We start from the raw sequence: 26350 nt of genomic DNA on the forward strand, positions 1-26350 counted from the left end.
AGTGATAAACTATTCTTCATCGTCAGCAACATGATTTTTTTCAAAGGAGAATCCGGAGTATGCAATCAGAAAGAAACAATTTATATAGGCAGGGATTGTGTGAAGGAGTATGACGTTAAATACTGTTCATCTTCAAAATTCCAATCAGCAAAAAAATACTACTGCTCCTTTTCAGTAGCAATTCTTTTTACAAAATCTTCATACCCGGTCTTAAACTGCTGGTATTGGTAAGCCCCGTTTTGCGGCTGATCCTCACCGGTAGTTGCTTCGTTCACAAGTTCGAAATAGGCCTGCGGATATTCATCAGAATAAAGGCCCGGCAACACTCCCATTCGGTTCAATCCGAGATAAATAGAAAAAAGAAAAAAGATAGAAGCAATCAGCAACGAATGATCTTTTAGTTTAAATATGATCGAAAACCCGGACTCTGTTTTTCCCTTTACAATCGCAGTGCCGCTAAACGTACAGTAGATAATGTCCGCCAGCAAAACTACAAAAGCAATGGTACCGATCACTTCAGCTGACGGTTCATGCAAAGGCATCAGCAACAAAGCAAGTAAAAATAACATCAGGCTTGAATAAAATGCGATCACCGGGTATGCCAGCTTCGGTTGCTCATACATCATCTCTCTACTCAGCCTCATCATGCGTCGGGCATACACGAGTATCAATAATAAGGACACCAATGCCAGTAAAATCTCCGTGCCCGGAATGCGGAAATAAAAAACGCGAAGGGCAAGCAGAACTGAAATTATTGCAAGACAAAACATTTCAATTATAGCAAAAGTTTTCTTTGGACCTTTTGCCCTGATCTGACTTATGCCCCTCCAAAGAAAAATGATGGCAAAGGTTATCCCTACCAGGCCAAGAATAGTTAGCCCATAACTATTTTGAGCCATGGAAGCAAAAGCTCCCATGATCAGCAGGAAGAAAAGAATGTAAAATAATTGTGCGTACCTGTTCATTAATTTGGCAAAAAGTCTGTGTGATGATAGTTATGCAATAAAGCATTGTCTACTTCTTCCCAGCGCTTGTTATTATTCTGTTTTTCTTTTGCACGGGAAGCTCCCATCATTATTTCTGTTCTGCATTGAAGGTCCTGCGACTCAGTCAATGTATTTGGAATTGATGTAAGCGCCCGATAATAATTTCCTTCAAGCGTTATACCCTGTATCTGTGCAAGGATACCTCTGAGTTTATTTTGCTCAGGGATATCTCTCAACACTTCGGCGGATGCCATGTTTATTCTTTTACTCCCGATTTCAGATAGAACGCGGATTAAATCAGGTCGGGAATCCAGAAGACCAATGGAATTAGAAAAATCAGCCTTCAGCATTTTTGCCCAGGCAGAATCCGCGAAAATGAATGCTTCGGGGTTTGCATTTCGCTGGTACAAAGCTTCGGTCATCGCACTGTATACAATCACCTTCTCCATATTTCCGGGAAATAATTCAGCGACAACAACGGCATCTTTGATATGACCAGCCTTACCAAGATTTGCTGCGAGGTATTTCATTTGGTTATATATAAATCCTTTTTCAAGGTATTCATATCGATCTGAAGATTGCCTGAGGGTCTGAACATCGATCTGCGAAAAATATTTCAGGCCTGATGTTGTATCCCCCCGGTCAAAAGAGCGACTGCTGAGTACGAGCAGCAGGAGGTTTTTATCAAATTCATTTCCGTTCGGATGCTGCGACACGTACATCAGAATCGATTTCATTGCTGTGTCCGGTAACTTAAAATTATTACTGTACAAAGATCTCGAAAGCTGCGGCTGAACTTCAAACGCCTTGGTAACCCAGAGATGCAAAAGTTTCAAATCATTACCATTCCGGAAATAGCCAGATAATAAATTCTTTCGAAGCAGGTAATTAAACAGGTAATCGCCGTGATAGGTCCAGGCAAACCATCCGTCCCTGTAATCAGGATATAAAAAAAGACTTTCCCGCGACTGTTGTCCGGTTCGGAAACCATCGCTGTTATAAATCAGCGTTGTGCTCTCTGTTCCCTCTTTGTAAGCCTGACTGACAAGTGCGAAAGATGCAAAAGATTTTGCTAGCCAATCATCCAGCTGTACTGAATCCAATGGCATTTTTCTGTCACCGCGATACTTGTATTCGAAGATGGCTTTACGTTTATAATTCATTGCCTCTTCGAAATTTCGTTCATCTGCATCCGGAATTTTTTGAATAAGGCTGTCGTAATCATGCATCATAGCATCGTATACATAGCGTTCGCTGAAATATAGGTTAGGATAGATGTAACCACGAATTGACCTGTAAAAATTTTTCTGGATATTGATCCAATAGAGATGGGTTATATAACCAGAACGAATAACCGCGTTTCGGACAAGTGTGATGGGTGGATTATCTTCTGTGTGTATGGCAATCCAGTTCAGAAAACGCGGAATGAGTGCATTGTGCCTGTACTGGTAAAGGTAGCCAAGTACGTTCAGGTGATTGTTCAGCACACGTGGTAATTCGAAATAAGGTCGTTGGTTGTTGTCCAGCAACTGCTGAAAACACCATTCTGTTTTTTCAATATTTCCTGCGGCGGCATACATCGATGCTAGTGTATGGTATCCGCCATTAAAATCAAATGACTGTCGGCCGCCCGGTTCAAAGGCTCCCTTGGGATAATATATGTTGAATGCTTTCCGGGCAGCTTCATTTTCTGCCGGTGAGATCGCGCCAAGGAGATGATTGATTTTTTCAACCGACACAGATCCAAATGTCAGCCAGTAATGAACAATCAGGTTGAGCTCGGTAGAGATCGTCGGCCGGAATAGTTCCGTGTGCTGATAAAACTGCAATGCGAGCTCATATCCTTTATCGGCAATCGCACGCAGCTTTTCTCTTTTTACCGCTCCAGGATTATAATATTCGTCCATTGCAAGACGAATCATAAATTCATTGCCCTGCGTAACCCTGAACTCCGGCGCAAAATCATATTCCTTAGAAAGCAAAAGATCTGAAGTGAGTGTAAATAGATTTCCCACAAGCACTGACGTGTCGTGCTTCCTGAGGTTAACCAGCAGCCCATACACCTGCGCAGCCATCTGTAACTGGTCGCGTTTATTTAAGGTCTTGAGGTATTTCATGATGGCTCCTTCTTCAAATCTTTCTTCACTAATCAGGTAAAGACCTTTGTTGAAAACGGTTACCTCCTGGCTGCTCAGTAACTTACCCGATTCACTTCTTACCCTGTCCAGAACATTGCCGTTTTTCTTTTCATCGGCATTATACCAGTAAAAGCCGGTAAGTACCAACATAATAAAAATGGCCAACAGGGTTGCGATTCGACGTACCCCATACTTCATAAATGTGCGTGCGAAAATCTCCTTGGATGCACTCTTCTTTAAGAAAAGATCCGCCTCAGTCAACAGTTTTGATGCATCACGCTCTTTCTTTTCCCGGGTTTCAGACACACCAGCATAACGCATGATCCACGCGAGGTTCGGTTTTGACTCAGCATACCAGTTCTCAAAAAAAGTCAACGGTCCTATTGGCAACAAATAACCGCTCTTCTGACCGCTTTGTTTCCAGCGATCAAATTGTTTTCTGAAGTCGAGCCATATACTATAAGATTCAAATTCCTTATTAGCCCAAATTTCCAGCTTATCCCAGTTGCGGATCAGGCTCTCGTGCGTAATGTCCAGGACGGTTTCCGGCTCCAGCTCAAAACTGGCCGGGTCGAGGGTTTTGAAAGGATGTATGAAGGAATTGCCTTCCTCACGAAAAATATTGATCACCTTACCAATAATGGTAGTAGTGATTTTGGGAACATTGATCAGGCCTGTAATTTCCGCCAGCGTCATACGGTTTCTTACTGCACGACTGTTATCAATTTTTGTAAGACCTGTAAACGTGGTCGAAATGATTCTTTTTACTTCCTCATCGGATAAAGGAACTCCTGTACCCTGGCTATTGTAAATTGATGCAGCATTTTCATACAACAGGTTTGCATGGATATCAATTACCCGGCTCAATCCTGTCTGATTATAAAATTGTTTATGTGCCTCTGGGAGTCGGTTAAACCATTGTTGAAAACGATTGAAATCTTCATCAGGCAAATCCTCCGGCGGCATACCTCCTACCATGGCATAATGAATAAGATCCATCTGGTCCTGGCCGCGATCTGCAGCGAGCCATACCTGGTTCAATGCGTGTTGAAGTATTGGCAACTGATCCACACCGTCAGCCATATCAAATACCAGGCGTTCGATCAGACGTTGAGAAATTCGATTTCCGCTTAATAGTGCCGGCTCTTCAATCACTTCCTTCAAATCCATTCGCTTGAGCCGCGGTACAAAAAACTGTGAGAAGCCAATATACTCCGGAAGTCCGCGGAACGCAGAACACTGCCCGATATAATCGGACCGCATCGTACATACTATAAAGACGGGTAAGTTCCTTTTGATGGCAATGCGCGCTGATTCCAGCATTAGATTAACAACGATCTGCGCATCTGTAGACGGCACATCGTTATAAAAATTTTCAGGGTTGGTAAAGAATTCTTCAAACTGATCCGCAATGATCATCAGGTTGGCAGCATGCCTTTGCTTTTCCTTACTGTCTTTTTCTGTTATCTGTGCGTCACCTGATTCAGCAGCCGGGTAACAGGCAGATTGCGTATACAGATCTATCAGTGACGAATAACCGCGGCGCAGTTCCGTTTCTACTGTTACCGGATTTAAGTTAAGTTTTTCGGCCAGCGACAACGCAAGGTTATGAACAGGATTTCTTTCAGGCCGGAATGATGCAATCGCCCAGTTGGAATATTTTGCTTTGAAAAAACCAGCCCTGGCATTGGGTACGAGCCCTCCGTAAATCAATGAAGATTTTCCCTCACCGGACGCACCGGACACCATCAGGAATTTATTCTGCTCCAGCAATGCAGTGATCTGATCCACCTGCTGATCGCGGCCTTTGAAATAAATACTTTCATCCTCCGTAAATGAACGAAGGCCGGGATAAGGACATATCGGAACGAAATCAGTTATTTTCATCTATATACCTTAAATCCAGAATTGAAAGAGGGGTGTAGTTGCTGTTATATCTATCCCATTCCTTACCGGAAATCTTTTTTCTCAGATTATAATTGTAAAGAATCAGGGCATAAAAATCACAGATATCCGTATCAGAGCAGAGTTCAGGAATATTTGATTTCGCTTCAAAAAGTTTATCATCAAATCCTAAAGCCCCACAGATATAGGATGTTGCATAAAACCGGGTCGGAATATTTTTAATAATACTGAAAGCATTGTCAATATTCCTGGTTGTTGGATGCAGTGCCAGTGCAGCCGCAATCATTTCCCGGTTAGGCTGATCCTGTGTAGTTATTTCCGAACGCGGCAATTGGGCTTTTGCAGAATCAAGTAACTGTGCAGCCAATGGTCCCGCATTATTTGAGATTTGCATCTGGTAAGACGCATATGCATATAAAGATGACCGGTTGATCGGACTTTTAAACACATTTATTAACCGCTGTGCTTTCTCCGGCTGTCCATATTCATACAACGCTTTCACTGCGAAAGCGATCATGCGAAATGACTGATTTGAAATGTTACCAGCGAATTCTTTTGCCCTGAGTATATTGAAAAAATTTACCGGTATCAAATGAGCATAAATCTCCAGCATGCGGGCAGAATCCTTGTGGAGAAAGGCCTGATAACCACCGTATAGATACAACATATTCAGGTCCGTTTCTTTGGCAAAGGGCAATTTGTCAATCTGTTTCGCCAGTTCAGATAAAGTTGAATAACTCAATTGCTCTGTTAAAAGAGACGAAGGAGCAAATTGCTTTGCATTATAAGATTCCATCCACCTTGCAAAATTGCTTATATCATCCACCGAAGTATACAATTCTGAAAAAAGATTTTTTTTGAGCAGGTACTCAATAAAGGAAGTACTGTAATTAAAAAAGTAAAAAGCACGGGGCTCAAGTGGATGAAAGGCCGTTCGAAAATCCGGATATACAAACAGATCCTTCATATGCCCAGCTACTTCTTCAACTGAATTAGTACCAATAAAACTTGCTTCCCGATGAAGAAATTTATCGTTTACCTTACGATAAAATTCTATGGATTGATCGAAGCATTGCTCTGCGGTAGCTTCACCTTCTGACAACGGCTCGACATTCAACGACAAAAGAATTCCCTCATTTTTATAAGAGACTGCTGCAAGAAAATTCCTTTCGTCAATATCCTTAATTTCAGTTTGAACAACTTCTCTGTATTTGTTAAAGAAAAAGCGCAATGGGGCACGTCGGAGAAATTTCAGATTGACGTTTTCGATGGAATTTCCCCAGAAAAATAAATCGATCGAAGCGAATGTTGCATTGCTGGGTGCTGTTCTTCCGATCAAGCGGTTGTAAAACATCTCACCTGAAATTTTCTTTTTGCTGCAATAATCCTGTACAAAGGCATCGAGTTTATCCAGCTGATCATAAGTGTAGTAGACTACGGCAATATTGGACGCATTCTCCGGGTTGGCAGTATAGTCGTTCTGGTAATAGATCTGGTTATAGAACAAAAGCGTATCAATACATTTGGCCACCTGTGCATTATTACCCATGGCGGCGTAGAGATAAGCGAGATCCTGGTACAGCCCGTTAAATGGAAATCCATAACCGGTAGGGCCACGAAAAGCTATTTTATCATTCGAAAATTTTTGCTTCAGCCACGGTGTCTGCAAACCGTTATCCATTGGAGAAAGGATACTGATCAATTGCTTAATTTCCTCACTACTCAGTGCTTTTTGATTTATTGCATTTTCCAGATTCAGCATGAGCTGATCGATATTCTCGAAACTTTCAGGTTGACTTTCCAGAATTTGCTTTACGACAGCAGCAGATCGTAAACCATTTCGTTTGCGAAGACTATCGATGCGCGGGTCGGCGTTGTAATAAAACGCCATCTCAATTCCAGTCCTCAGATCCGAGATTTCCTTAAGCAATAATGCCAGGCTTACACCATCTTTTTCAGGAACAGGGAACTTTTGCAAGAGACTGTCTGTGGTGAAAAGGCTTTGGGCTATCAATGAAGCCGGCTCTTTTTCACCCTGTAAAATCAACATCTGAGCAATACCGTTAGTTACATGGATCTGCGTAATCGGATTTTTGACAGCGGCAATTACTTCATCAATGGTGGTGAGCCCTAGTTTAAGTTCTTCAACTATGAGTGCTGCCTTGGAACCAAGACTCACTTTATTTACAGGTGCCAGCCTCAGCGACTCCTTATGTATCAATTGCAGAACGAAATCATTCTGCTTTTTGTACATCCCATTGATCACGAAAGAGCATAATGAAAGCACTACAATCCCCGCAATCACAGCAGCAATTCGCTTAGGTCCGATCTTCATCAGTTTTCTGGTCAGGTAATATTTCCGCGCTCCCTGGCTCAGAAAATCTTTACTGTCTGTGAGTGTTTTTTCCGCTTTCTCCAGCTTCACGGTTTTAGCGCTGCTGTCGTCAATGTATCGTGCGATCCAGTGTGGATTTGGTTTTGATTTAATAAACCAGTTTTCGAAATAGGTGAGCTGTCCGATGGACAACAAAAAGTCTTTTGACTTTTCGCTGTTTACCCAACGACTCAGCTGTTGTTCAAAATCTTTGGAGACGGTGTAACTATCGTATTCTTCTTTCGCCCATTTATCGAGGTATTGCCAGTTGCGGATCAGGCTTTCATGAGTAATATCCAGGATCTGGTTCGGCTGTATCCTGTTATTCTCCGGATGTTCCTGGCTGATAAAAGGGTGAATAAATGTACTGCCGGGTTCCCTGAATATGTCGACGACACCGGCAATGGTATCCGAATTGCAGGCCGGATTTGCCGCAATATCAGTGATCTCACGCAGCGTCATCCTGTTTCTTACTGCACGTCCCTGGTCAATTTTTGTAAGACAAACAAATACGAGGCGGATTATTGCTTTCGCATCGGTGTCGGTAATCTTGTTTTTCGTATTTTCTTCGTAATACGTTGCCGCGTTTTCATAAAGCTTATTACAATGCGTGTCGAGAACATTCTGAAGGCTCGGCGCATGATAGCAGGAACGGATAACCGAAGATTGGGAACTGAACCAGGTGTCAAAACGATTCAATTGTTCGTCGGGGAGTTCTGCAGCGCTCAGGCCACCAACCATTGCATAATGGATCAGGTCCATCTCCTCTGCTCCATTCGAGGCCGCAATCCAAACCTGTTTTAATGTATGCTGAAGAATCGGGAGCTGGTCAACGCCTTCGGTAATATCGTGTATCAATCTTTCTGTCAGTCTTCTTGTGATGCTATTGGCGTTGAGACTTGCCGGTTCTTCGATCACCTGTTGCAACTGACTTCGATTCAGTCTCGGAACGAAATATTGCGAAAAGCCCAGGTATTCGGGAAGGCTGCGGAAGGCAGCACATTGCCCGATATAATCTGAGCGCATAGTAAAAACAATATATATCGGGAGATCTTCATCAAGTGCGATCCTTGCTGTTTCGAGTAAAAGATTCAGTACAAGGTTAGCGTCCTTCGATGGAGCACCCTGTCTGTAATTTTCCGGATTCGTAAAAAATTCTTCAAACTGATCCACCAATATCATCAGGTTGGCCGCATCTCTTTTTATCGCAGCTCGTTTTGACTGATCGGCTTCCTGCCATGCTATGCTTTCGGTATCTGCAAATCGTTTGGAATTTTTATAAAGGTCAGCGAGTGCAGAAAAGCCATGCCCCAATTCCGCCTGTACTGTTTCCACAGCGGGAATTTCCAATTGCTTCGCAACGGCTTCACAAAGATTCAGGAAGGGGCAGCGCTCAGGCCGGAAATCGGCTACACACCAACGTGAGTACAGCGCTTTGAGAAATCCTGCGCGTGCATTGGGTATGATGCCGGCGTAGATCAGCGAAGATTTTCCATCACCGGAAGCGCCTGTCAGCATCAGAAATTTATTTCGCTGCAACTGCGCAGTGGCGAGGTCAATATCTTCATCCCTCCCTTTGAAATAGATGGATTCCTCCTCTGTGAAGGAGCGTAGACCGGTATAAGGACAAGTTTGAAAGGTTTCGAACATCGGTTGTTGACTCATGTTTTAATCCTTTCATAGGGTATGACGGTCATCAGAAACCAATCATGAGCACTGAAAAAAATTCAGATTAGTTATTTCTGGTAAAGCATATTATTATACTACGTTTAGATAAACCTTCTTCACTTCAGATGGAATTGCTTCTTTCGGAATTATAGAGGATATCACTTTGGGTGCCCTGAAATTTCGTGCAAGGTTGGATCTCGGGTCATCTTCTCCTACCAGGAACATAGGTGTGGTTGACGAAGCGCCTCCTACCTGTTTCCATATCTGTTTTATAAACGGCAGGGCCCAGTCCGCCGCATACTTAAAGTACACAACTGCAAGTTTGCTTTTAGGAATCTGCTGAGAAGAAATATCACGATATGCATCTTCGCCTTCAGGTAATATGTTCATTGTTTCTACCGGGTATTCCATACTCAACTGGTCGATGATCAGCTGAGCATCAAATTCATCCTGCTGGTTAAATATGAAAAAGATATCCGTATCCTTGGAATCATATGCTTTAGCATCCTGCTTCATGATCACGATACGCATATCATCTACCAGTGCCATTGGACCAAGGCTGTTGGAAAACATCATGTTTCTCGTAATGTTATTGCGGATGTATTTAATGAATTGCTGTTGGGCCGGTTTTACGTTAGCTGTATTTTCCGGAGAGAGCCAGATGAAAACATTAAAATCCGACCCAGGCTGTTCCACTTTTTGTTTTGCCTGGAGGAACTGATATTGCGGAAATGAAATTTCGTCATCGGATTCAAAACGTCTTCCGAATTCGCCGCTGATCATATGCAGTGAGCAGACACATTTTTCAAGTTCTTCAGCCGTCTTTCTTTTAAAAGTTTCATCATCTGCCGGGCAATCAATTGCCGGCAATACATTGAATCCGGCCTTCTGCAAAATGATCGCCATCTCCTCGCGGCTTTCTTTAAGATCTCCCGATGTCCACGCGAGAAAAATATTCGGGCGTTGCCTGTCGATAACCTGTACCTTAATTGCGTTGGATACAGGGGCAGCAATCACATTTGGAAGAATGGTTCTTGCTACAGGAACAAACTCCGCTGTTTCCGCAGGTGCAGAACGCAATTGTTGTTTAATACCCAGTGCCAGTTCTTTAATTGTATTTGCCAGTTTATTAATCTGGTTGCGATACATTGGCCGGAGATGGCTGCCGGCTTTGTCGTCATCAACCGGGCGCAATGGTCTGTTCACACCGTCTTCACGGTAAATAAAATCAACCGAACGAAGATCTCCTGCAAGTGAAGACTCCAATAGTCGAACATCATCCTTATCAATTTCATGAATTTTAACCGGTATTACACGCGATGAATATATACCGCTCGGGAGTCGTATGCTGGTGCCGAGACTATCGGTTTTAACAAGTTCCTGGAATGCGCTGAATTCGTTTATCCATACCGGTGACTGAACATCGCAATAGGTCTGTGAAATAACCGGGATAAAAATCAGCGATTTGTTTGGATTATCCTTTGATTGAATCCTGGTTTCATCCAGGTTGCGATCAAAATAAATGGTGAGCTTGTCTTTAAGAGTTGCGGCCAGTTCCTGGTTGAGTTTTTCTACAAACTCGGTGACCCAACCATCGTATTTGTTATCATTCAAACGAAAACTGACGTGGATATCACTATCGTAATCGGGAGAAAGTGTTGCCTGTCTTGCTTTTCCCTGAGGAGAAACAAATTCATCCTTTTCTGTCAGAATTCTGAATACAGAAATGGGCTCTTTTACATTCTTTAAGGATTCTACCCGTGCGAAAACAGAACGGATATCATGTTTGTTTGAAATATCCCGATGTACTGATTCAGAAACGAAAATCCCACCGGGAGGTGCCGCCGTCTGTATGCGTGCGGCGATATTCACCACATCGCCAAATACATCGCCGGCTTCAAAAATTACCTCACCCTGGTGGATGCCTATACGTAGTTCAAACGCATTTTTCTCTTTACACGCTTCTGTGATTTTTAAAGCTGCATATACCGCATTGCTCACTGAAGGAAAGCTGGCCATCACACCATCACCAAGTTCTTTGATCCATTGGCCGCCGAAAGCTTCAATAACAGGTTTGTGAATCTCGCGGTTTAACCGAAGCAGATCAAAAGCCTTTTGTTCATTATTACCCATTAATGCGGTATATCCAACGATATCCGTGAACATGATGGCGGAGAGTTTTCGGGATTGAGACATGTCGATAAATTAACCAAATAATATGTGATGCTGAAAAAAAACCGGTTAAACCGTAGTAATAATCTCTCGGGTAATATTTGCTTAAGGTACATTTTACCCCTTCAATCCTGCTGAATCAGGGACGAGGAATGCTTTAAAATGTCCGAAGCCGGGGTTTTACCTTTCGGAAGACCTGGCAGGTCTTAAACCTTGGAGGTCTTAGACCTGCGAGGTCTTAAACCTGGGAGGTCTTTTAAACCTGGGAGGCCTTAGACCTGCGAGGTCTTTTAAACATGCGAGGTCTTTTAAACATGCGAGGTCTTTTAAACCTGGGAGGTCTAAGACCTCCCAGGTGGTGGGTGTTTGTAACGGTTCTAACCCGTGAAAACACCGCTTATTCAAGTTTGAAATGGAATAAAAATTGCAAATTCGACTCCCTCGCCCGGCCGGTTATCAACCTTAACCTCTCCACCATGTGCTTTTATAATATCATAACTCAAAGACAATCCCAAACCGGTGCCCTGCCCTGTTGGCTTGGTAGTGAAAAAAGGTTGAAATATTTTATCAATATTTCTTTCATTAATGCCGGCACCATTGTCTTTTATGGAAATTCTCACCCCGCCTTCCGTTTTTTTAGTTTCGACAGTAACGATTGGCTCATACTGCTCCAACGCCTCTCTCTTTTTTTCGCTCACTGCATGAAATGCATTAGAAACAATATTTAATATAACTCTCCCGATATCTTTCGGAATAATCTCAATCATTCCGATCGAGTCATCGTATTCTGTTTTGATCTGGCAGTTAAAAGATTTGTTCTTTGCACGAAGACCATGATAGCAAAGACGGGTATACTCGTCTGTCAGCGCATTAATATCTGTCAATTGTTTTTCAGACGCCCCCGACCGCGAATGTTCCAGCATGCCTTTTACAATCGCATCTGCTCTTTTTCCATGGTGATTGATCTTTTCTTCATTGGCGATAAGATCTTCAGCAATCAATCTCGCCGTTTCCAGGTCGCCCCTATCAATTTCCTCCTTCAGTTCAGCGAGCATTTCCTTGTTTACTTCTGAAAAGTTATTAACGAAATTCAATGGATTCTGAATCTCATGGGCTATGCCCGCAGTCAGTTCGCCCAGGCTAGCCATCTTTTCTGATTGAATCAATTGTTTTTGTGTTGCGCGAAGTTCTATAAGCGCATCTTCCGCACGCTTCTTTTCAGTCTGTAATTTGATAAGATCTTCCGCAGCCTGTATTGCATGCGCTTCAGCTACCTTCAGATCATTGAACCTTGTGAAAGTAAGATTGAAAACATAAGCAAATCTTTCCAGCAACTTTAATGTTGAGTCCGGCTGCTCTTCAGGTGAAGCCAATCCGATAAATCCTTTTGAAAAATAAGCGAGGTAATGAATCCTTCGTGTGTGCGAAACAATATCTTTAAACGATACATGAAGTTCTTCACCGAGGTAATGAAAATATTCTGTCAGCTCATCCCCGCGCATATCGATCACCTGGCATTTCTGCCTTCTCCAGCCTTCAAATATTTTCATCAACGAAGCATTTTTTGTGGCTTCACCAGCAAACATGGTACTTACTTTTGAACCATCTTCATCTGTTATCCAGAATTCCATATGACCGGTTTCGTCGGTAATAATTCCAATGTATAATCGATTAGGTGCAATACCCAGGTTAATCAACTGACGGAAAAGCACAGCCGCAGTATCAGGGAGTTCACCGGATCTCTGCATAGCGAGTGTCCTGCTTCTAACTCTCTCCAATGCTGCTTCAATTTGTGCTTCTCTCGCCTGCGCTTCTGCCTTTTGTAAATCAATGAACCGGCTATAGGTGAGCGTGAAAACTCCTGCAAACCTTTTCAGAACAACTTTTGACGCTTCTGTGAACTTAGACTCACTGAATGCATATAAACCTCCTGCCTGGAATGCCGCCATAAAATAGTATTGCCCAGCCTCCGGAGATTCAGAAAGATTTAACGCAGAATCCGGTAACCGGAAATTGGTTTGTGCGGTAGCATCATAATAATCATGCAGATCCTCTGCAGTCAGTTCATATTCAAAATCTTCGTGCCGTGTAAATGCATGAAACGCTCCGAGCAATAACGGATGGATCGACATAGACTCGTTACCTGTAACATGAACGGCGATCCCCGATTCTGATCTGGTTGTAGTATATACTTCAACCGATTTTGTTTCAGCATCAATAATTCCGATTCCGCAACGGATCAAGCCCAGCTGAAGCTTGTCAAGCTCTTCAAATACAACAGCAACAGCAGTTGTCATATCATCACTTTTATGCATGGCCATTGCTGCGGCACGTACCCGTTCCAGTGAGGCTTCCACTTTTGCTTCCGACGCCTGCTCTTCCGCATGTTTCAGATCTAAAAAACGAGTGTACGATTGATCAAAAACCCGCGCAAAACGTTCAAATACTTTAATGTCGTTTTCAGAATAGTGAACGCCTTTATAGTTCCCGACATATAAATTGATCTTGTCCAGAATAAAAGTCGCTCGCACATATCCCGGGCTGCTGAGAATATAATGTTTTACTTTTTCAGGATAATGTACCAGCTCGGAATGATCAATGAGATGCTGTACCCATTCCCTGTTTTCTTCACTGCTTAGAAAATCAGTAAAAGACTTTACACCATTTTTCTGCGCCTCGATCACGCGGTTAGGAGCCGGATTATTTTTATAAGGAACATGGATATACAATGGAGTAGCCTGACCAGCAGCTGCCATCCAGAATCTGAAACCTTCATCCTGGCTGTTTATTCCGAAAGTAACATTGTCGAAAATAAAACCAAGTTGTGCTAGTTGTTCGGAGATGATATTGATAACATCCAGCAACTCTATACTTTTCCGCATCGTATTGGTTCGTACCCGGATTTTCTCAAGGGATTTTTCAATTGCAATCTCGCGTTCTTTTTCTGCCAGGGATTTTTGCAAATCATCGATCTGAACATCTGTTCCTTTTTCTGAGATTCCATTTGTTTCTGTTCTATTGAAAAACTTTGATTCGTAACTGTAAGAGTTTTGCCAGCGGCTGTCACCATATTCAAAGAAAGAAGTCAGCTGAATGGAAGAAAAATCAGGCAGTTTGATTTCATCGATAAAAACTGCGGCAGTGCCATTAAAAAATACCTGGTTTGATACCGTTCTGATGTCAATTTCCGGGAAGCCAGCAACACCTGACCAGGAACCGAAGCCTGCAGATATTGGCTTAGGTTCAGGTTCGTCGAGTTCTTTATCACTGAAGCTATTGGTCGCTGGTCGCTGTATTCTTTTATCGTCAGTATTGAGCAGGCTGGAATATTTCCCCACCACCTGTTTAAGGTAAAGAGAATGCGCTCCCATTAGAAGATGCTCATGAATTGCCTGCATTAAGATGGTTATTAGGGGTGTTTAAAGCTAATGAAAAGTTCCTTGTTCATAAACTGCCTGCCGCCAGGCAGGTTCATAGTTTTGAACAGCCAGTTCAGAGTTCATGGGAAGGGAGCAGCTTTGAATCGAAAACCGATTTTTTCCGGTTTCGGTTTTCAGTTTGGGTTTTCGGCTTACAGTTCCGTTGAAAGGAAGCGGGTTCATTGTTTAAACAAAAAGAACGGCTTCAGCCTTTGGGGCAGAGCCGGCTGAAAAATTTTCCGCAGAAGAGAAATTCTGACATTAACAACCGGTCAATTTTTCGCAAACAATTCCTTTGGCACAAATACTGTGGCCTGTTTTTGAAAAAAAGGAGGTTTTTATGTCTGACTCAATTGCAAAAAGAACCAATGGAAATCCATCGACTAGTTTTGGAAATGTAGTTGACAATATCTTCCAGAACAGTCTTCGTCGTTTTTTTGACGACAACTATTTTGACAGTGATCATCCCGCAATGATGCGTCGCGTACCTGTAAATGTGCGCGAAACAGATCAGCAATTTGAAATCGATGTTATTGCACCAGGTTGCAAAAAAGAAGATTTTAAAATTAAGATGGATGACAATGTACTGACCGTATCCTTCGAACACAAAGAAGAAAAAAAACAAGCTGACGAAAAAGGTCGCTGGGAAAGAAATGAATTTGTACAGCAATCCTTCAGCCGCAGTTTCACTCTTGACGATACCGTCGACATGGAAAAAATAAATGCCACCTATACTGACGGAATACTTCGTCTGACACTTGCCAAAAATGAAAAAGCAAAAAAAGTGTCACGCAATATCATGGTGAAATAACATTGTAAAAAAAGAAAAGGTGGAATGTATTTCTCCACCTTTTTCTTATTATAAAATTCAAACCTTTAAAATACTGCAATGATGAAAAACATAAAAAATTGTCGCTGTTCAAAATTTAATCCGATCTCCAGGATTCTCGGAAAACTGGCCAGGATCAATTCAAGACAAAAAGATCCTTTCGACAATCCTTTTCTGATTTTATAAAGCTGGAAATTTCGATCAGCTTTTTACAGAAATCAATTTTTCTCTTCCGTTTTTCGGTGGAAGTTTTGAAGGACGTGCTTTTACCTCCACCTCCTTTTCGTAGTTCTCCATGACCAATGCAGCAGCTCCGATGAGTTCGGCATCATATCCGAGTTCAGAAATCTGGATTACGGTGTGTGCCGAAAGTTTCGGAATACAGTGTTCATTAATTGCCTGTTGAATCGGTGCGTGAAGGATTTTGCCAACGGCAGACCCACGTCCGCTGAGAATAATCTCTTTCGGATTAAGGATATGGATCAGGATGGCAACACCGCGCCCGATATTATAACCGGCTTCGGAAATAAGCTCAATAGCATATTGATCACCGTTGAGTGCAGCCTTGACTATTGACCCGAGCGATTGCTCTACATGATCTTCCGGCAGATTGGTTGCTACAGTTACTTTACCCTGGATTAATCCTTTACGTGCTTTTTCAATGACAACAAGTAATGAGGATTCAGTTTCAAGACAACCACGCTTTCCGCAGCTGCAAAGTTTTCCGTTGGAAAAAAGCGGGATATGGCTGAACTCACTCGCGAAGCCATTATGCCCGCGGAAAAGTTCACCATTCAACACCATTCCCAAACCAATACCCCACCCGATATTCACGATCATCGCATTCTGAGAACCACGTGCCGCACCAAATCGCAATTCGGCCAATGCAATAAGACTCGAGTCATTGTCGATAAATACGGGCAGCTGAATTCTTTCTGCGAGATACTCAGAAATGCTTCCGTTACTTACTTCCAGGAAGGAATAGTTCACACCCTTTCTTACATCAACAAAACCAGGCATACCCATTCCAATTCCGGCAATCTTCGATTTTGGTACGCCGGATTGTTTGATAACGTCATTTATTCTTTCCGCAAGTAAACCAAGCGACTGCGGATCCTTGGTCAGAGGCAATTCGATCTTCTCAATTTTTGTTACAGGATTATTCTCAAGATCCATGATGGCAATTCTAGTCACAAACTGATCCATCGCAACGGAAACAATATAGAAATTGTTCTTTTTGAGAGAGTACATGGCCGGCCTGCGGCCACCTGTCGATGCCGCATAACCGATTTCGTCTACACTACCTTCCCTGATCAGCTCATTCAGCATTTTGGTAGTAAGGGGCAGACTTTTATTGATACGCAGACTCAGCTCCGCGCAGGAAAGTATTCTTGCAAAATATAATTCGCGGATGATCTGCCTCCGGTAAGTTTTCTTTTTTTCTGTCATGGACTGATAGTTATTCCAAAAAACAAATCAAATAAATTACAACTTACGGCTAGCGGACAGATTCATACAATGGCATACCTGTGATTGCAAACATTGATTTCGGGTCACAAAATATAGCGTTTGTTTTTGAATCCCGCAGGTCCGGGGAAATAATGTTTTAGCTCCTGAGGCGTTTTTCGTTGTTCGTTCATGGTAGTTCGTTCGTCGTTCTTCCTTCTCCATTCGAAGCAACGGGATGAAGAAGAAAATTCAATTATTAGGTGTTGGTTGCCAGCTCTTATTACAAATCATTCCTGCATTTAGCTTCACAGTTCCGGCTTCCGTCCCACAACATTCGACTAAGGCTTTTGTCTTCCGGCCCTCGAAAGGCGCAGGCACAGGCTGCTGGATTTCTTATTCCTACTAACCTGGCTGTTCTCTGCTGTCTTCCGTCTCCTTGAAAACCAAAGGGGAGGGCTCCCCCTCCCCCTTGTCGTATGATACAAAAACTGCGGCGAATAAAAATCCCCTGCTAGAATATCTTATGGCATGACCCAGATCTTCTCTGAAGGAAGGTCTGCATCGCCCGCAGCTACTTTATAATTATCATAATTGTAGCTCAATTCATTCTCAGGATATATGAACCGATTGTACACGCCGAAGTTTGTGTTATAGTATTGCTCATTTTCAGTTGACTTCGGAGTTTTACCACCTGTTCTTCTCTGCAACAACCAGGCATCCCATGGCTGACGATACATATCGATCCAGTTTTGTGCATAGATCTGTTTCAACGCATTGGATGCATTGGCTTCATCATATTTCACTACGGGATTTGCAAGAAGGTCATCAATCACTGATTGCGGAACAGTTGGAGCAGCAGGTTTATTTACTACCCAAACCGGTGAATTATAAGCGATAGAAGTCCACATGTTCACAGAAGCTTTCACACCTGCTTCGTATTCTGCTTTTGCAGAAGCTGGTGAAGCAGCAACACCAAGTCCGCGGTTATATACTTCTGCTTTCAGGAAATGTACCTGTGCAGCAGTGAGCATAAGTTCAGGAATTGATTTAGTATCCTGTTCGAAATAAAGGTTCACTGGTGAATAGATATTCGCAGCGCCTTTATCAGGCCAGTTGGTAAAACGTTTGGTATCGTATGGTGCACCGCCCTCTGTTGGAGTAGAAGTGGTTGGGTTCTGCGGATATGCAGCCCACTGACCAGCATTATTAGTCTCATAGAAAATTTTTGCACGCGGGTCGAAAATACCACTGCCATTTGGATTATCGTTTGAAGACATCAGATCCCACATAGTTGTACCCATGCGGAGGTAACAGTTGGCAGAGAAGGACCATGTGCGCCATTGCAGATCAAGTCCTGCAATTTTTGCCGGCCACAAACCGATATCATCGCCATCAGCAAGTAATGGTTTTGACAACGCTTCGGTGATCGCAGCATTTGCAGCAGCTGAATTTTTATCAGCCATAGTTACAGCTACATATAAACGTAAGCTGTTTGCAAATTTTGTCCACTTTGCGATATCGCCCTGGAGGAATGTTTCATAAGCACCCAGGGATTCCTGGTCAGCGCCGTTGCTGAAATTGTCAACGGCCCATTTCAGTTCTTCGAGCAGATCAACATAAATATCTGCCTGGGAGTCATACGGAACTTTATAACCAGATGAACCTTGCAATGGTGCATAACCAGCCTGTGAATAAGGCATATCACCATAGTAGTTGGTAGTCTTGAACGCTTTGTATGCCATGATGGTTTTCAGCATCGCATAAATATTGTTCAGTTTACCTGGATTTTCTGAAGTAGCAATTCTGTCTTCCAGCAAACGATAATTCGCGAGTGTCAGATAATAATTGCTCCAGGCGTCGTTGCGGGCGTTGTTATATGGATAAGCACCTGATACAACAATTGCCTGTTGAGTGATAGGATATATCCACGAATTAAAAACGGACTGTTCTCCCGCGGTCAGCGGGAGCGAGCTGATGATCATGTTATACACCTGCGGAGTAGGAGCAGAAGTCGCGTCCTTCGGAGGCGTATTGATCTCTTCAAAATTTTTCGTGCAGGAAAACAGGGTCGCTACTGCAAAACAGGTAGTTAGTCCTTTTCCTATGTATGAAGAATAATTCATAGTAGATTGTTTATACAGTTATAACCTGAGTTTTACGGAGAAACCAAAATCTCTTGTACCAGGGAATTGTGACCATTGTACACCCTGTCCGTTTCCGATACCGTTAACAGCTTCAGGATTCAGATTGTCAGGCAATGTGGTAAAGAAATAGAACAGGTTGCGACCAACAAGTGATACATCCAGTCCCTGGATCACTTTTGTCTTGCGCAACCAGTCCTGGGGAACCGAATAAGTCAAAGTCAGTTCCCTCAGTTTCATCCATGAGTTGGTGAAGATGGCATTGGCACGTGGCATTTTCACGTTTGACCATGCTACATATTCCCCTGCATATTTCCACATATAAGGAACCACATCAGTATTCTGTGTTCCGTCAGCGAATACACCTTCGATAATAACACCATTGTTTGCAGATGTTCCATCAGGATAAGTAAGCGGCAATCCACCACCATCACGCTCTTTCAGTGTAGAAGGTGAAAGACCTGCGCCTACAGCAGCAGCATAGTCTGCTGAGTAGATATCGCCACCGATCTTAAAGTCAGTCAGGAAATAAAGACTGAAGTTTTTGAAACGGAATGTATTCGCAAAACCCCCGGTAAACTTCGGTGTTGCATTACCGATAGCTACAGGATCAGCTGTTGTTACATACTGGGTACCTACAACTTTGCTTGGATTGGAATTATCAACAACTTTCTTAACTACTTTCTGACCGTTCAGGTAAGTGTAGTCGTAACCGTAAATGGTACCATAGTTCTCACCTGCTTTAACATACATCTGAACACCATTGGCACCCCAGAGATCCTGTAAAGGATAACGGTCAATACCTTCAGCAAGTGAAATCACTTTATTGGTATTGTGTGCTGCGTTAAGTACCAGATTCCAGTTGAAGTTTTTCTCCTGGATCGGAGTCGCTCTCAACACGATTTCAATACCCTTGTTTGCAAGTTCGCCTGTGTTGAAAGTTACTGCTGAAGCACCGGAAGATAATGCGAGGTTCCCCTGCAGGATCTGGCTGGTGGCTTTTGACTGATAGTAAGTTACCTCAGCTCCCAAACGGTTGTTGAAGAAGCCTGCTTCCACACCAACTTCAAAAGACTGGTTACGCTGTGGCTCGAGGAATACGCCCGGAGGAAGAACAGACTGGTAACCACGAACAGGCTGACCACCAAATGAAGTAGGTGCAGTTCCGTTCAGGTAGTTACTCATTACGTTAGCATTGTACGTATAAGTAGAGAGGTATGGGTTGGTACCGTTTGCACTCTGTGCATAAGATACTTTCAGTTTACCATAGCTCAACCATGCTGAATTCTGCAGGCTTTTCAGAGACTCGGTAAATACCCAGCTCAAACTTGCAGAAGGGAAGAAATAAGATGAAGTTTCAACTGGTAATGTTGATGACCAGTCGTTTCTTCCTGTTAACTGCAGGAAGAGGAAATTATCATAAGAAAGATCAAGAACACCGAAGAGTGAATTCAGATCGTAGTTGTTCCAGAATTCACGCGGTGCTTGAATACCTGCTGAATTCGTTGTGTTACCCAGAAAGTATTTATTTGGTACTGACCATGGGAAGTTGCTGCTCTGGCCATAAGTTGCACCAGGCTCACCGCTCACCCAGGCTGCATTGTCATACATCCTGCTTTTCAAAGCACTGTTGCCAATCATCAGGCTACCATTGAATTTAGAGCCAAAGAGATTGTTTTTGTGCAGTGTCGTGAACAACTCAAGGTTCACATCATTATTCTTGATGGACTCTGTGCCATACTGACCCTGTACACCATTTGCATCGATCGGAGTGTATTTGCTTTCCACTCTTGTATTGGCAGCGTTCAGAGAGGCGCGGCCGGTGATATTTAACCAGGAAGTGATATCAGCAGACAGTTTCACTGACCCGAGAAGCTGGTTCCTGTTCAGGCGCTGGTTCTGTTCGAATAAATGCCAGAAAAGGTTTTGGTTATAATTGTTCTGGTAAGGATAATAACCGAACGGAGAAAGAGCAATCAGGTTGTTCCTGCTTCCGTCAGGATTCTTATAAATATCGAACTCGATAGGCTTGTAATCGCGGGACATGGAGTAGATTGAAAAGTTCGACCAGCCCTGATCGTTAGCCACATCGGGTACATTCAACCGATAATAATCAGTATAGCTTGCAGAAACTTCGGCTTTCAGTTTTTTAGAGATGTTCAGACTGGTTCCGAAGTTCAGATTGTTCTGATTAAAATGACTGTTTTTTATAATCGCTTCGTTATCCTGGCGGGTATAACCTACGCGGAAACTTCCGTAGTTACCGCCACCAGTTACTGCGACATTATGCGTAGTTGTATTTCCTGTTCTGTAAAATGCTTTTCTGTTGTCCGGTTGCGGATCCCATTTCCTTTTCACACCATCCCACCAGATGATTTCTGTTCCATCCAGTTTTGGACCCCATGACGCAGCAGGACCATACCAGCTGAACACATCCCATGTGCTGTATCCACCAGGGATCGCACCAGCGCGCTGATACTTATCACCAGAAGGCGTACCATCCCATGGATAGTTACCTGGGTAACGAAGTTCGCCGGATGCAGTAGTCGGGAACTGAGGAGTTGCTGTCCACAAGCTGCTTGCACCACCATAACCATAAGAATTCTGCATATCCTGGAAACGGTATGGATCTGTCCACAAAGAACTTACAGAATAATCAATTCCAAGTCCGGGGCGTGTTCCACCTTTTTTAGTTGTGATCAACAGTACTCCGTTAGCACCGCGTGCACCATACAGGGCTGCAGCGTTTGCGCCTTTCAGAACGGTTACGTCCTGTACATCATCACTGTTGATGAAGTTCAGGAAAGAACCCCAGTCTTTAGGAGAAACAAGGTCAGTAGAAGAAGTATTAAAAGAAGAAGCCTGTCCACCAACTGGATCATTCTGCACCTGGATACCATCCACCACGATCAGCGGCTGGTTAGTTCCAAGGATACTATTATTACCGCGGATAACGATACGTTGAGAGTTACCCTGGACACCGTTTGATTGCGTAATATTCAGACCGGCAGATTTACCCATCAGACCCTGAGCGAGATCCGGAGGTGCTGCCCGGACGATATCTGTAGAAGCTACTCTTTGTGCCGAGTAACCGAGAGAACGTTGTTCACGTTTAAAACCCAGCGAAGTAACTACTACGGCGTCCAGTGCATTGGTAGAAATCTGCATAACGACGTTCATAACATCGGAACTTCCTACCGCCACTTCCTGGCGCTGAAAACCGATCCCTGTAAACACGATCACGGCGCCGTTGTTTACAGAAACCGCAAAGCGGCCTTCGCCATCAGTAGAACCTGATGTCGCGGTGCCCTTGATTTGATAGGTGATGCCACTGATACCTGCACCCGCGCTATCGGTAACGGTACCACGAATGGTTCGTTGCGCCAAAGCGAAACTGCTTATACATAACAGCAGCATCACACAAAAAGTCGATTGGATAACTTTTTTCATGACAGTTTGGTTTAAATAATAAGATGTAAGAGAGCGGCAACGACGATATAAGCTACGCCTGGGGGTTCATGCCGTCATCCGCAAGGCAGATCCGCTTTGCTGGTGTGAGGAGAATTATCCGTTCGTAAGGTATAAACAGTCGTCTGGTTACAAGCGATGCCACCAAAGGATACATACGTGGATCCAGGGAAGCATCTGTTAAAAACACATTTGGAGACGGAGCTCATTCGAATCCTTAATATCTTTTTAACATATCAAATATAGCCTACTTTTTAAATAAAAGTAAAAAGTTCTTAAATTTTTTACTAAACCTTGGCTTTAAGGATAATAATTTAAGAAGTTAATCTAAAAAAATAAGAAAGCCGCGGAACTTATGTAAACTGAGCTATTTATTGATGAATGGACGAATGAGTTGGTAATCAACAATCCAAGGCACAGTTAATAATGTGCAGCCGGAAGCCAGGGCTGACAATCAAGGCGCTGCCGAAAAATCGCACGTAAATGTTAGTCTGGAAATTATGCAGGACGCGATACATCCTGTCCCTGCATAACCTACTATTCCGTTCTATTGCCTTTTGCCTCCTGCTTCAGCATTTGTTTCATCCCTCCGCTTGATAACAGCGATCTGCTGCCTGCTGCCCGCTGCCTATTACCTAATTTAGACCCATGAAACCAGAAGAACAATATTGCGACTTCAGCACCCAGGCAGTACACGGAGGAAGATATCTTCACGGCGAACATGCACACAGCGCGCCGATATACGCGACTTCAACATTTACATTTGACAATGCAGAACAGGGCATGAACCGCTTTGCCGGAAATGAAAATGGATTTATTTACTCAAGATTTGGAAATCCAACAACAGCAGAAGCGGCCGATGCCATTGCAAAACTGGAAGCTTTTGGTCTGAAAGATGAAAAAGGAGATCCACTGGAACTTAGCGCTCTCCTGCATTCCAGCGGACAGTCAGCGATGGTTACTATGTTTTTGTCGAACCTGAAAGCAGGTGATAAAGTGCTCACGCACTATTCACTTTACGGAGGAACACATGAATTTCTTTTTGATTTCTTACCAGGACTCGGCATTCAATCCCTGATTACGGATTTCAAAAAAATTGAAGAAACGGAAAATCTTCTGATGCAAAATCCGGAAATAAAGATCATTCATATCGAATCTCCGGCGAACCCAACCATGGATTGTACTGACCTGCAAGCGGTCGTTACATTGGCAAAAAAATTCCAGGTTCTGGTAACCGTTGACAACACATTTTCCACTCCTTACCTGCAGCAACCCTTTCGTTTTGGTGTAGACTTTGTGTTTCATTCAACAACCAAGTTTTTAAACGGTCATGGAAATACCATTGGCGGAGTATTGATAGGAAAGGACAAAGCATTCATGAAATCAATTGTGAACCGGATTCACAAACTGCTGGGCGGAAACAGCAGCCCGTTCGATGCTTTTCTTCTTTTGCAAGGGTTGAAAACACTGCCCATCCGGATGGAAAAGCATTGCAGCAATGCGAAAATCATTGCGAAATTTTTGTCAGAACATCCTGCCGTGTCAAAGGTGAATTTCAATGGTCTTCCCGATCACCCGGATTATGTATTATCGCAAAGACAAATGCGGCATGCCGGCGCTGTGATGAGTTTTGAGCTTGCAGCCGGATTAGAAGGAGGGAGGAAATTTATCGATGCCCTGCGTATTTGCGTGAGAGCGGTATCGCTGGGTACTGCAGATACATTGGTTTCGCACCCTGCTTCAATGTCACACTCGGGAATGAAAAGAGAAGACAGGATAAAATCCGGTATAACTGATGGACTCATCCGCATGAGCGTTGGCCTCGAAGACCCGAATGATCTCTTGCAGGATCTTCGACAAGCACTCAGTGCAACAATATAATTTTATCTGCGGATGATCTTTCTCCTTTCCTGCCTTCTTGTTCAAAAAACTTTGACCCAAAACAATTTTTCAAGAAGACAGGAATGCATTTAACAGGCGATAGTCAATACACTTTGTGAGGTTGTTCGTTAATATCGATCAGTGCTTTGGTAAGTTCGTCATCAAACCTGCTATCAACATGCAATAAAACTTCACGAAGCAAATCGTGAATGGTGATTACACCTCGAAATTCTCCATCTTCTTTAACAATAAGATATCGCTGGCTCATGGATGCCAGCAGATGCATGCAGGTTTCGATGGGGGCATCAAAATCAACTTCAGGCATATCGGTAGACATAACTTCGGCAACCGTAGTTTCAGTGCTGTTTCTTCCTTTCAATATTACCTTGCGTGCATAATCTCTTTCACTGAATATCCCGACAACATCGTCACCGTCCTGAACAACCAGGTAACTCAGGTTGAGATCATTCAACCGATTTAATGCATCAATAACTTTAGCGCCGGGTTCAATGGAATTGTCAACTATACTTTTCTTTAATAAAACATCGCTGGCTGCAACCATAATAAATATTCTTTTACTGAATACTGTTAACTTTTAATTATTCCGCCTGTCGTTCTGCCGGGGCAGGGTTCAGTTTATAAATTTAACAATGAAAACACATTAACCCTCATTTTACTGAATAGTTTTACTCATCGGTGCCGGGCTTTCCGATGAAGAAAAAACCGTACCCGGTAATTTCACACTAACTTTCCTGATGTTAGTGCCTTAATTACTGTTGGTATGCCGGTGGAAAATTTTACCCTAAATTGCCGCATGGAGGTGCAATTTCTCTTTATTGGTAAAAATATGGCCGCAATCCTAGGATGGACAGGTACCATCTCTTACCTGTTGGCCTATCTCCTGTTGAGTCTCAACAAACTCAAATCAAGTCAGAAAATCTACCATTTCTTAAACATCATCGGCGCTGTGGGGCTCACGATGAATGCATTCTTTTTCAGGGATTATCCAAATGTTGCGGTAAACCTTGCCTGGGGAATAATTGCACTTTCTGCCGTTATCTTTTTTACGAAGCAGAAACAAAATTGAGCTGTGCCAGTGCCTGCTTTTTATATCGTGCAAGTTTCTGCTGATATTCCTTTTTGTCAGACACAAGACACAAGTAATAATAAGCCCCATCAACCATTACAAAAATGATATCTGCTGTTAATGCAGGATCTTTTACTGATAATATTCCCTGTGCGTTACAATCCTCAATCAGTCGCTGCAGATTCAATCTTAAGGTATCGAGGAGATTTTTATATTTTCTTTTGATGGTCTTATCGCGAAAGGCAAGAGAATAACAACTGTAAGAAACACTATCATCAAATAACTGGTTCCACTTGTGTGAAAATATATTGTCTATAATCTGCAGCAACGCTTTTTTTGAACTGCCATTAAATTCTGCAGGCAGCTTAAAAATAAGCAGGTATTTGTCGAGAATATATTCGATCAATCCATATACCAACCATTCCCTGCTTTTGAAGTAATGTACAATCAGACTGGGATTGATATCAATAATAGCAGCCACTTTCGCAATGGAAGCATTCTCCAGGCCTTCTTTTTTTGCCAGTTTATAAAATGCCCTGATGATCTCCTGTTGTCTTGGTGTTTTTAAACTTTTTCTACCCATAGTTTACCGGCTATCATTTTTTTAGTGCTGGCAAATATATGCACCGCAATTATTAAATATACAAGACCATAATTTTTTATAAGCAATCAAACAACTATTACCAGAGAAGTCAATATTTAAAAAAAATGGTACAGGACAGCATGGTCGTATAGATAAATTAAACGCTGCATACAAGATTAAATAATTATAAAATTATCATTAGCAAATAATAAATAAATTGAACGTACATTCAATTTATTTTTCAGCAACA

At 42.8% G+C, this 26350-nt stretch carries 13 protein-coding genes; 3 read left to right on the plus strand and 10 right to left on the minus strand.

The window, feature by feature from the left end:
- Nucleotides 1–158: 158 nt before the first annotated feature.
- The 5 genes from P2W82_RS08515 to P2W82_RS08535 form a co-directional block, all read right to left on the minus strand.
- Nucleotides 159–965: a hypothetical protein gene (locus tag P2W82_RS08515; RefSeq protein ID WP_336515445.1), complete on the minus strand. Its 807-nt coding sequence runs from the start codon at nucleotides 963–965 to the stop codon at nucleotides 159–161.
- Nucleotides 965–5011 (minus strand): ATP-binding protein, encoded by a 4047-nt coding sequence (locus P2W82_RS08520; RefSeq protein WP_336515446.1) that lies wholly within the window; start codon nucleotides 5009–5011, stop codon nucleotides 965–967. Before P2W82_RS08520 ends, P2W82_RS08515 begins: the two co-directional genes overlap by 1 nt.
- Nucleotides 4998–9068, minus strand: a complete 4071-nt coding sequence (locus tag P2W82_RS08525; RefSeq protein WP_336515447.1) for an nSTAND1 domain-containing NTPase — start codon at nucleotides 9066–9068, stop codon at nucleotides 4998–5000. The genes P2W82_RS08520 and P2W82_RS08525 overlap by 14 nt, the downstream gene beginning before the upstream one ends.
- A 93-nt stretch (nucleotides 9069–9161) precedes the next feature.
- A complete protein-coding gene (locus P2W82_RS08530) occupies nucleotides 9162–11267 on the minus strand; it encodes an adenylate/guanylate cyclase domain-containing protein (RefSeq protein WP_336515448.1) in 2106 nt (701 codons plus the stop codon).
- Nucleotides 11268–11644: 377 nt separating this feature from the next.
- Complete coding sequence (locus tag P2W82_RS08535; RefSeq protein WP_336515449.1) at nucleotides 11645–14641, minus strand: sensor histidine kinase; 2997 nt, start codon at nucleotides 14639–14641, stop codon at nucleotides 11645–11647.
- A 361-nt stretch (nucleotides 14642–15002) separates the two neighbouring features.
- Here P2W82_RS08535 and P2W82_RS08540 point away from each other — a divergent pair, with 361 nt between their 5' ends.
- Complete coding sequence (locus tag P2W82_RS08540) at nucleotides 15003–15473, plus strand: Hsp20/alpha crystallin family protein (protein ID WP_336515450.1); 471 nt, start codon at nucleotides 15003–15005, stop codon at nucleotides 15471–15473.
- Nucleotides 15474–15692: 219 nt separating this feature from the next.
- Here the strand turns inward: P2W82_RS08540 and P2W82_RS08545 are convergent, their stop codons facing one another.
- The 3 genes from P2W82_RS08545 to P2W82_RS08555 all read right to left on the minus strand — a co-directional run bounded on the left by P2W82_RS08545 (nucleotide 15693) and on the right by P2W82_RS08555 (nucleotide 22531).
- On the minus strand, nucleotides 15693–16940 hold the full coding sequence (locus tag P2W82_RS08545; RefSeq protein ID WP_336515451.1) for an ROK family protein: 1248 nt from the start codon (nucleotides 16938–16940) through the stop codon (nucleotides 15693–15695).
- A gap of 521 nt (nucleotides 16941–17461) precedes the next feature.
- Nucleotides 17462–19063 (minus strand): SusD/RagB family nutrient-binding outer membrane lipoprotein, encoded by a 1602-nt coding sequence (locus P2W82_RS08550; RefSeq protein ID WP_336515452.1) that lies wholly within the window; start codon nucleotides 19061–19063, stop codon nucleotides 17462–17464.
- An 18-nt stretch (nucleotides 19064–19081) separates the two neighbouring features.
- Entirely contained in the window at nucleotides 19082–22531 is a 3450-nt protein-coding gene (locus P2W82_RS08555; RefSeq protein ID WP_336515453.1) for a SusC/RagA family TonB-linked outer membrane protein, read from the minus strand.
- Nucleotides 22532–23197: 666 nt separating this feature from the next.
- Between P2W82_RS08555 and P2W82_RS08560 the strand changes: the two genes are divergently transcribed.
- Nucleotides 23198–24430 (plus strand): trans-sulfuration enzyme family protein, encoded by a 1233-nt coding sequence (locus P2W82_RS08560; RefSeq protein WP_336515454.1) that lies wholly within the window; start codon nucleotides 23198–23200, stop codon nucleotides 24428–24430.
- 103 nt (nucleotides 24431–24533) lie between these two features.
- On the opposite strand, the gene P2W82_RS08565 is transcribed toward P2W82_RS08560, so the two are convergent.
- Entirely contained in the window at nucleotides 24534–24992 is a 459-nt protein-coding gene (locus tag P2W82_RS08565; protein ID WP_336515455.1) for a CBS domain-containing protein, read from the minus strand.
- 285 nt (nucleotides 24993–25277) lie between these two features.
- On the opposite strand from P2W82_RS08565, the gene P2W82_RS08570 reads away from it, so the two are divergent.
- Complete coding sequence (locus P2W82_RS08570; RefSeq protein WP_336515456.1) at nucleotides 25278–25517, plus strand: CBU_0592 family membrane protein; 240 nt, start codon at nucleotides 25278–25280, stop codon at nucleotides 25515–25517.
- On the opposite strand, the gene P2W82_RS08575 is transcribed toward P2W82_RS08570, so the two are convergent.
- Nucleotides 25495–26100 carry a TetR/AcrR family transcriptional regulator gene (locus P2W82_RS08575; protein ID WP_336515457.1) on the minus strand — a complete coding sequence of 202 codons (606 nt, stop codon included), beginning with the start codon at nucleotides 26098–26100 and terminating at the stop codon, nucleotides 25495–25497. The two genes, P2W82_RS08570 and P2W82_RS08575, sit on opposite strands and share 23 nt — an antisense overlap.
- Nucleotides 26101–26350 lie beyond the last annotated feature (250 nt).

This window comes from Pollutibacter soli, assembly GCA_029269725.1.
GTDB lineage: Bacteria > Bacteroidota > Bacteroidia > Chitinophagales > Chitinophagaceae > Pollutibacter > Pollutibacter soli.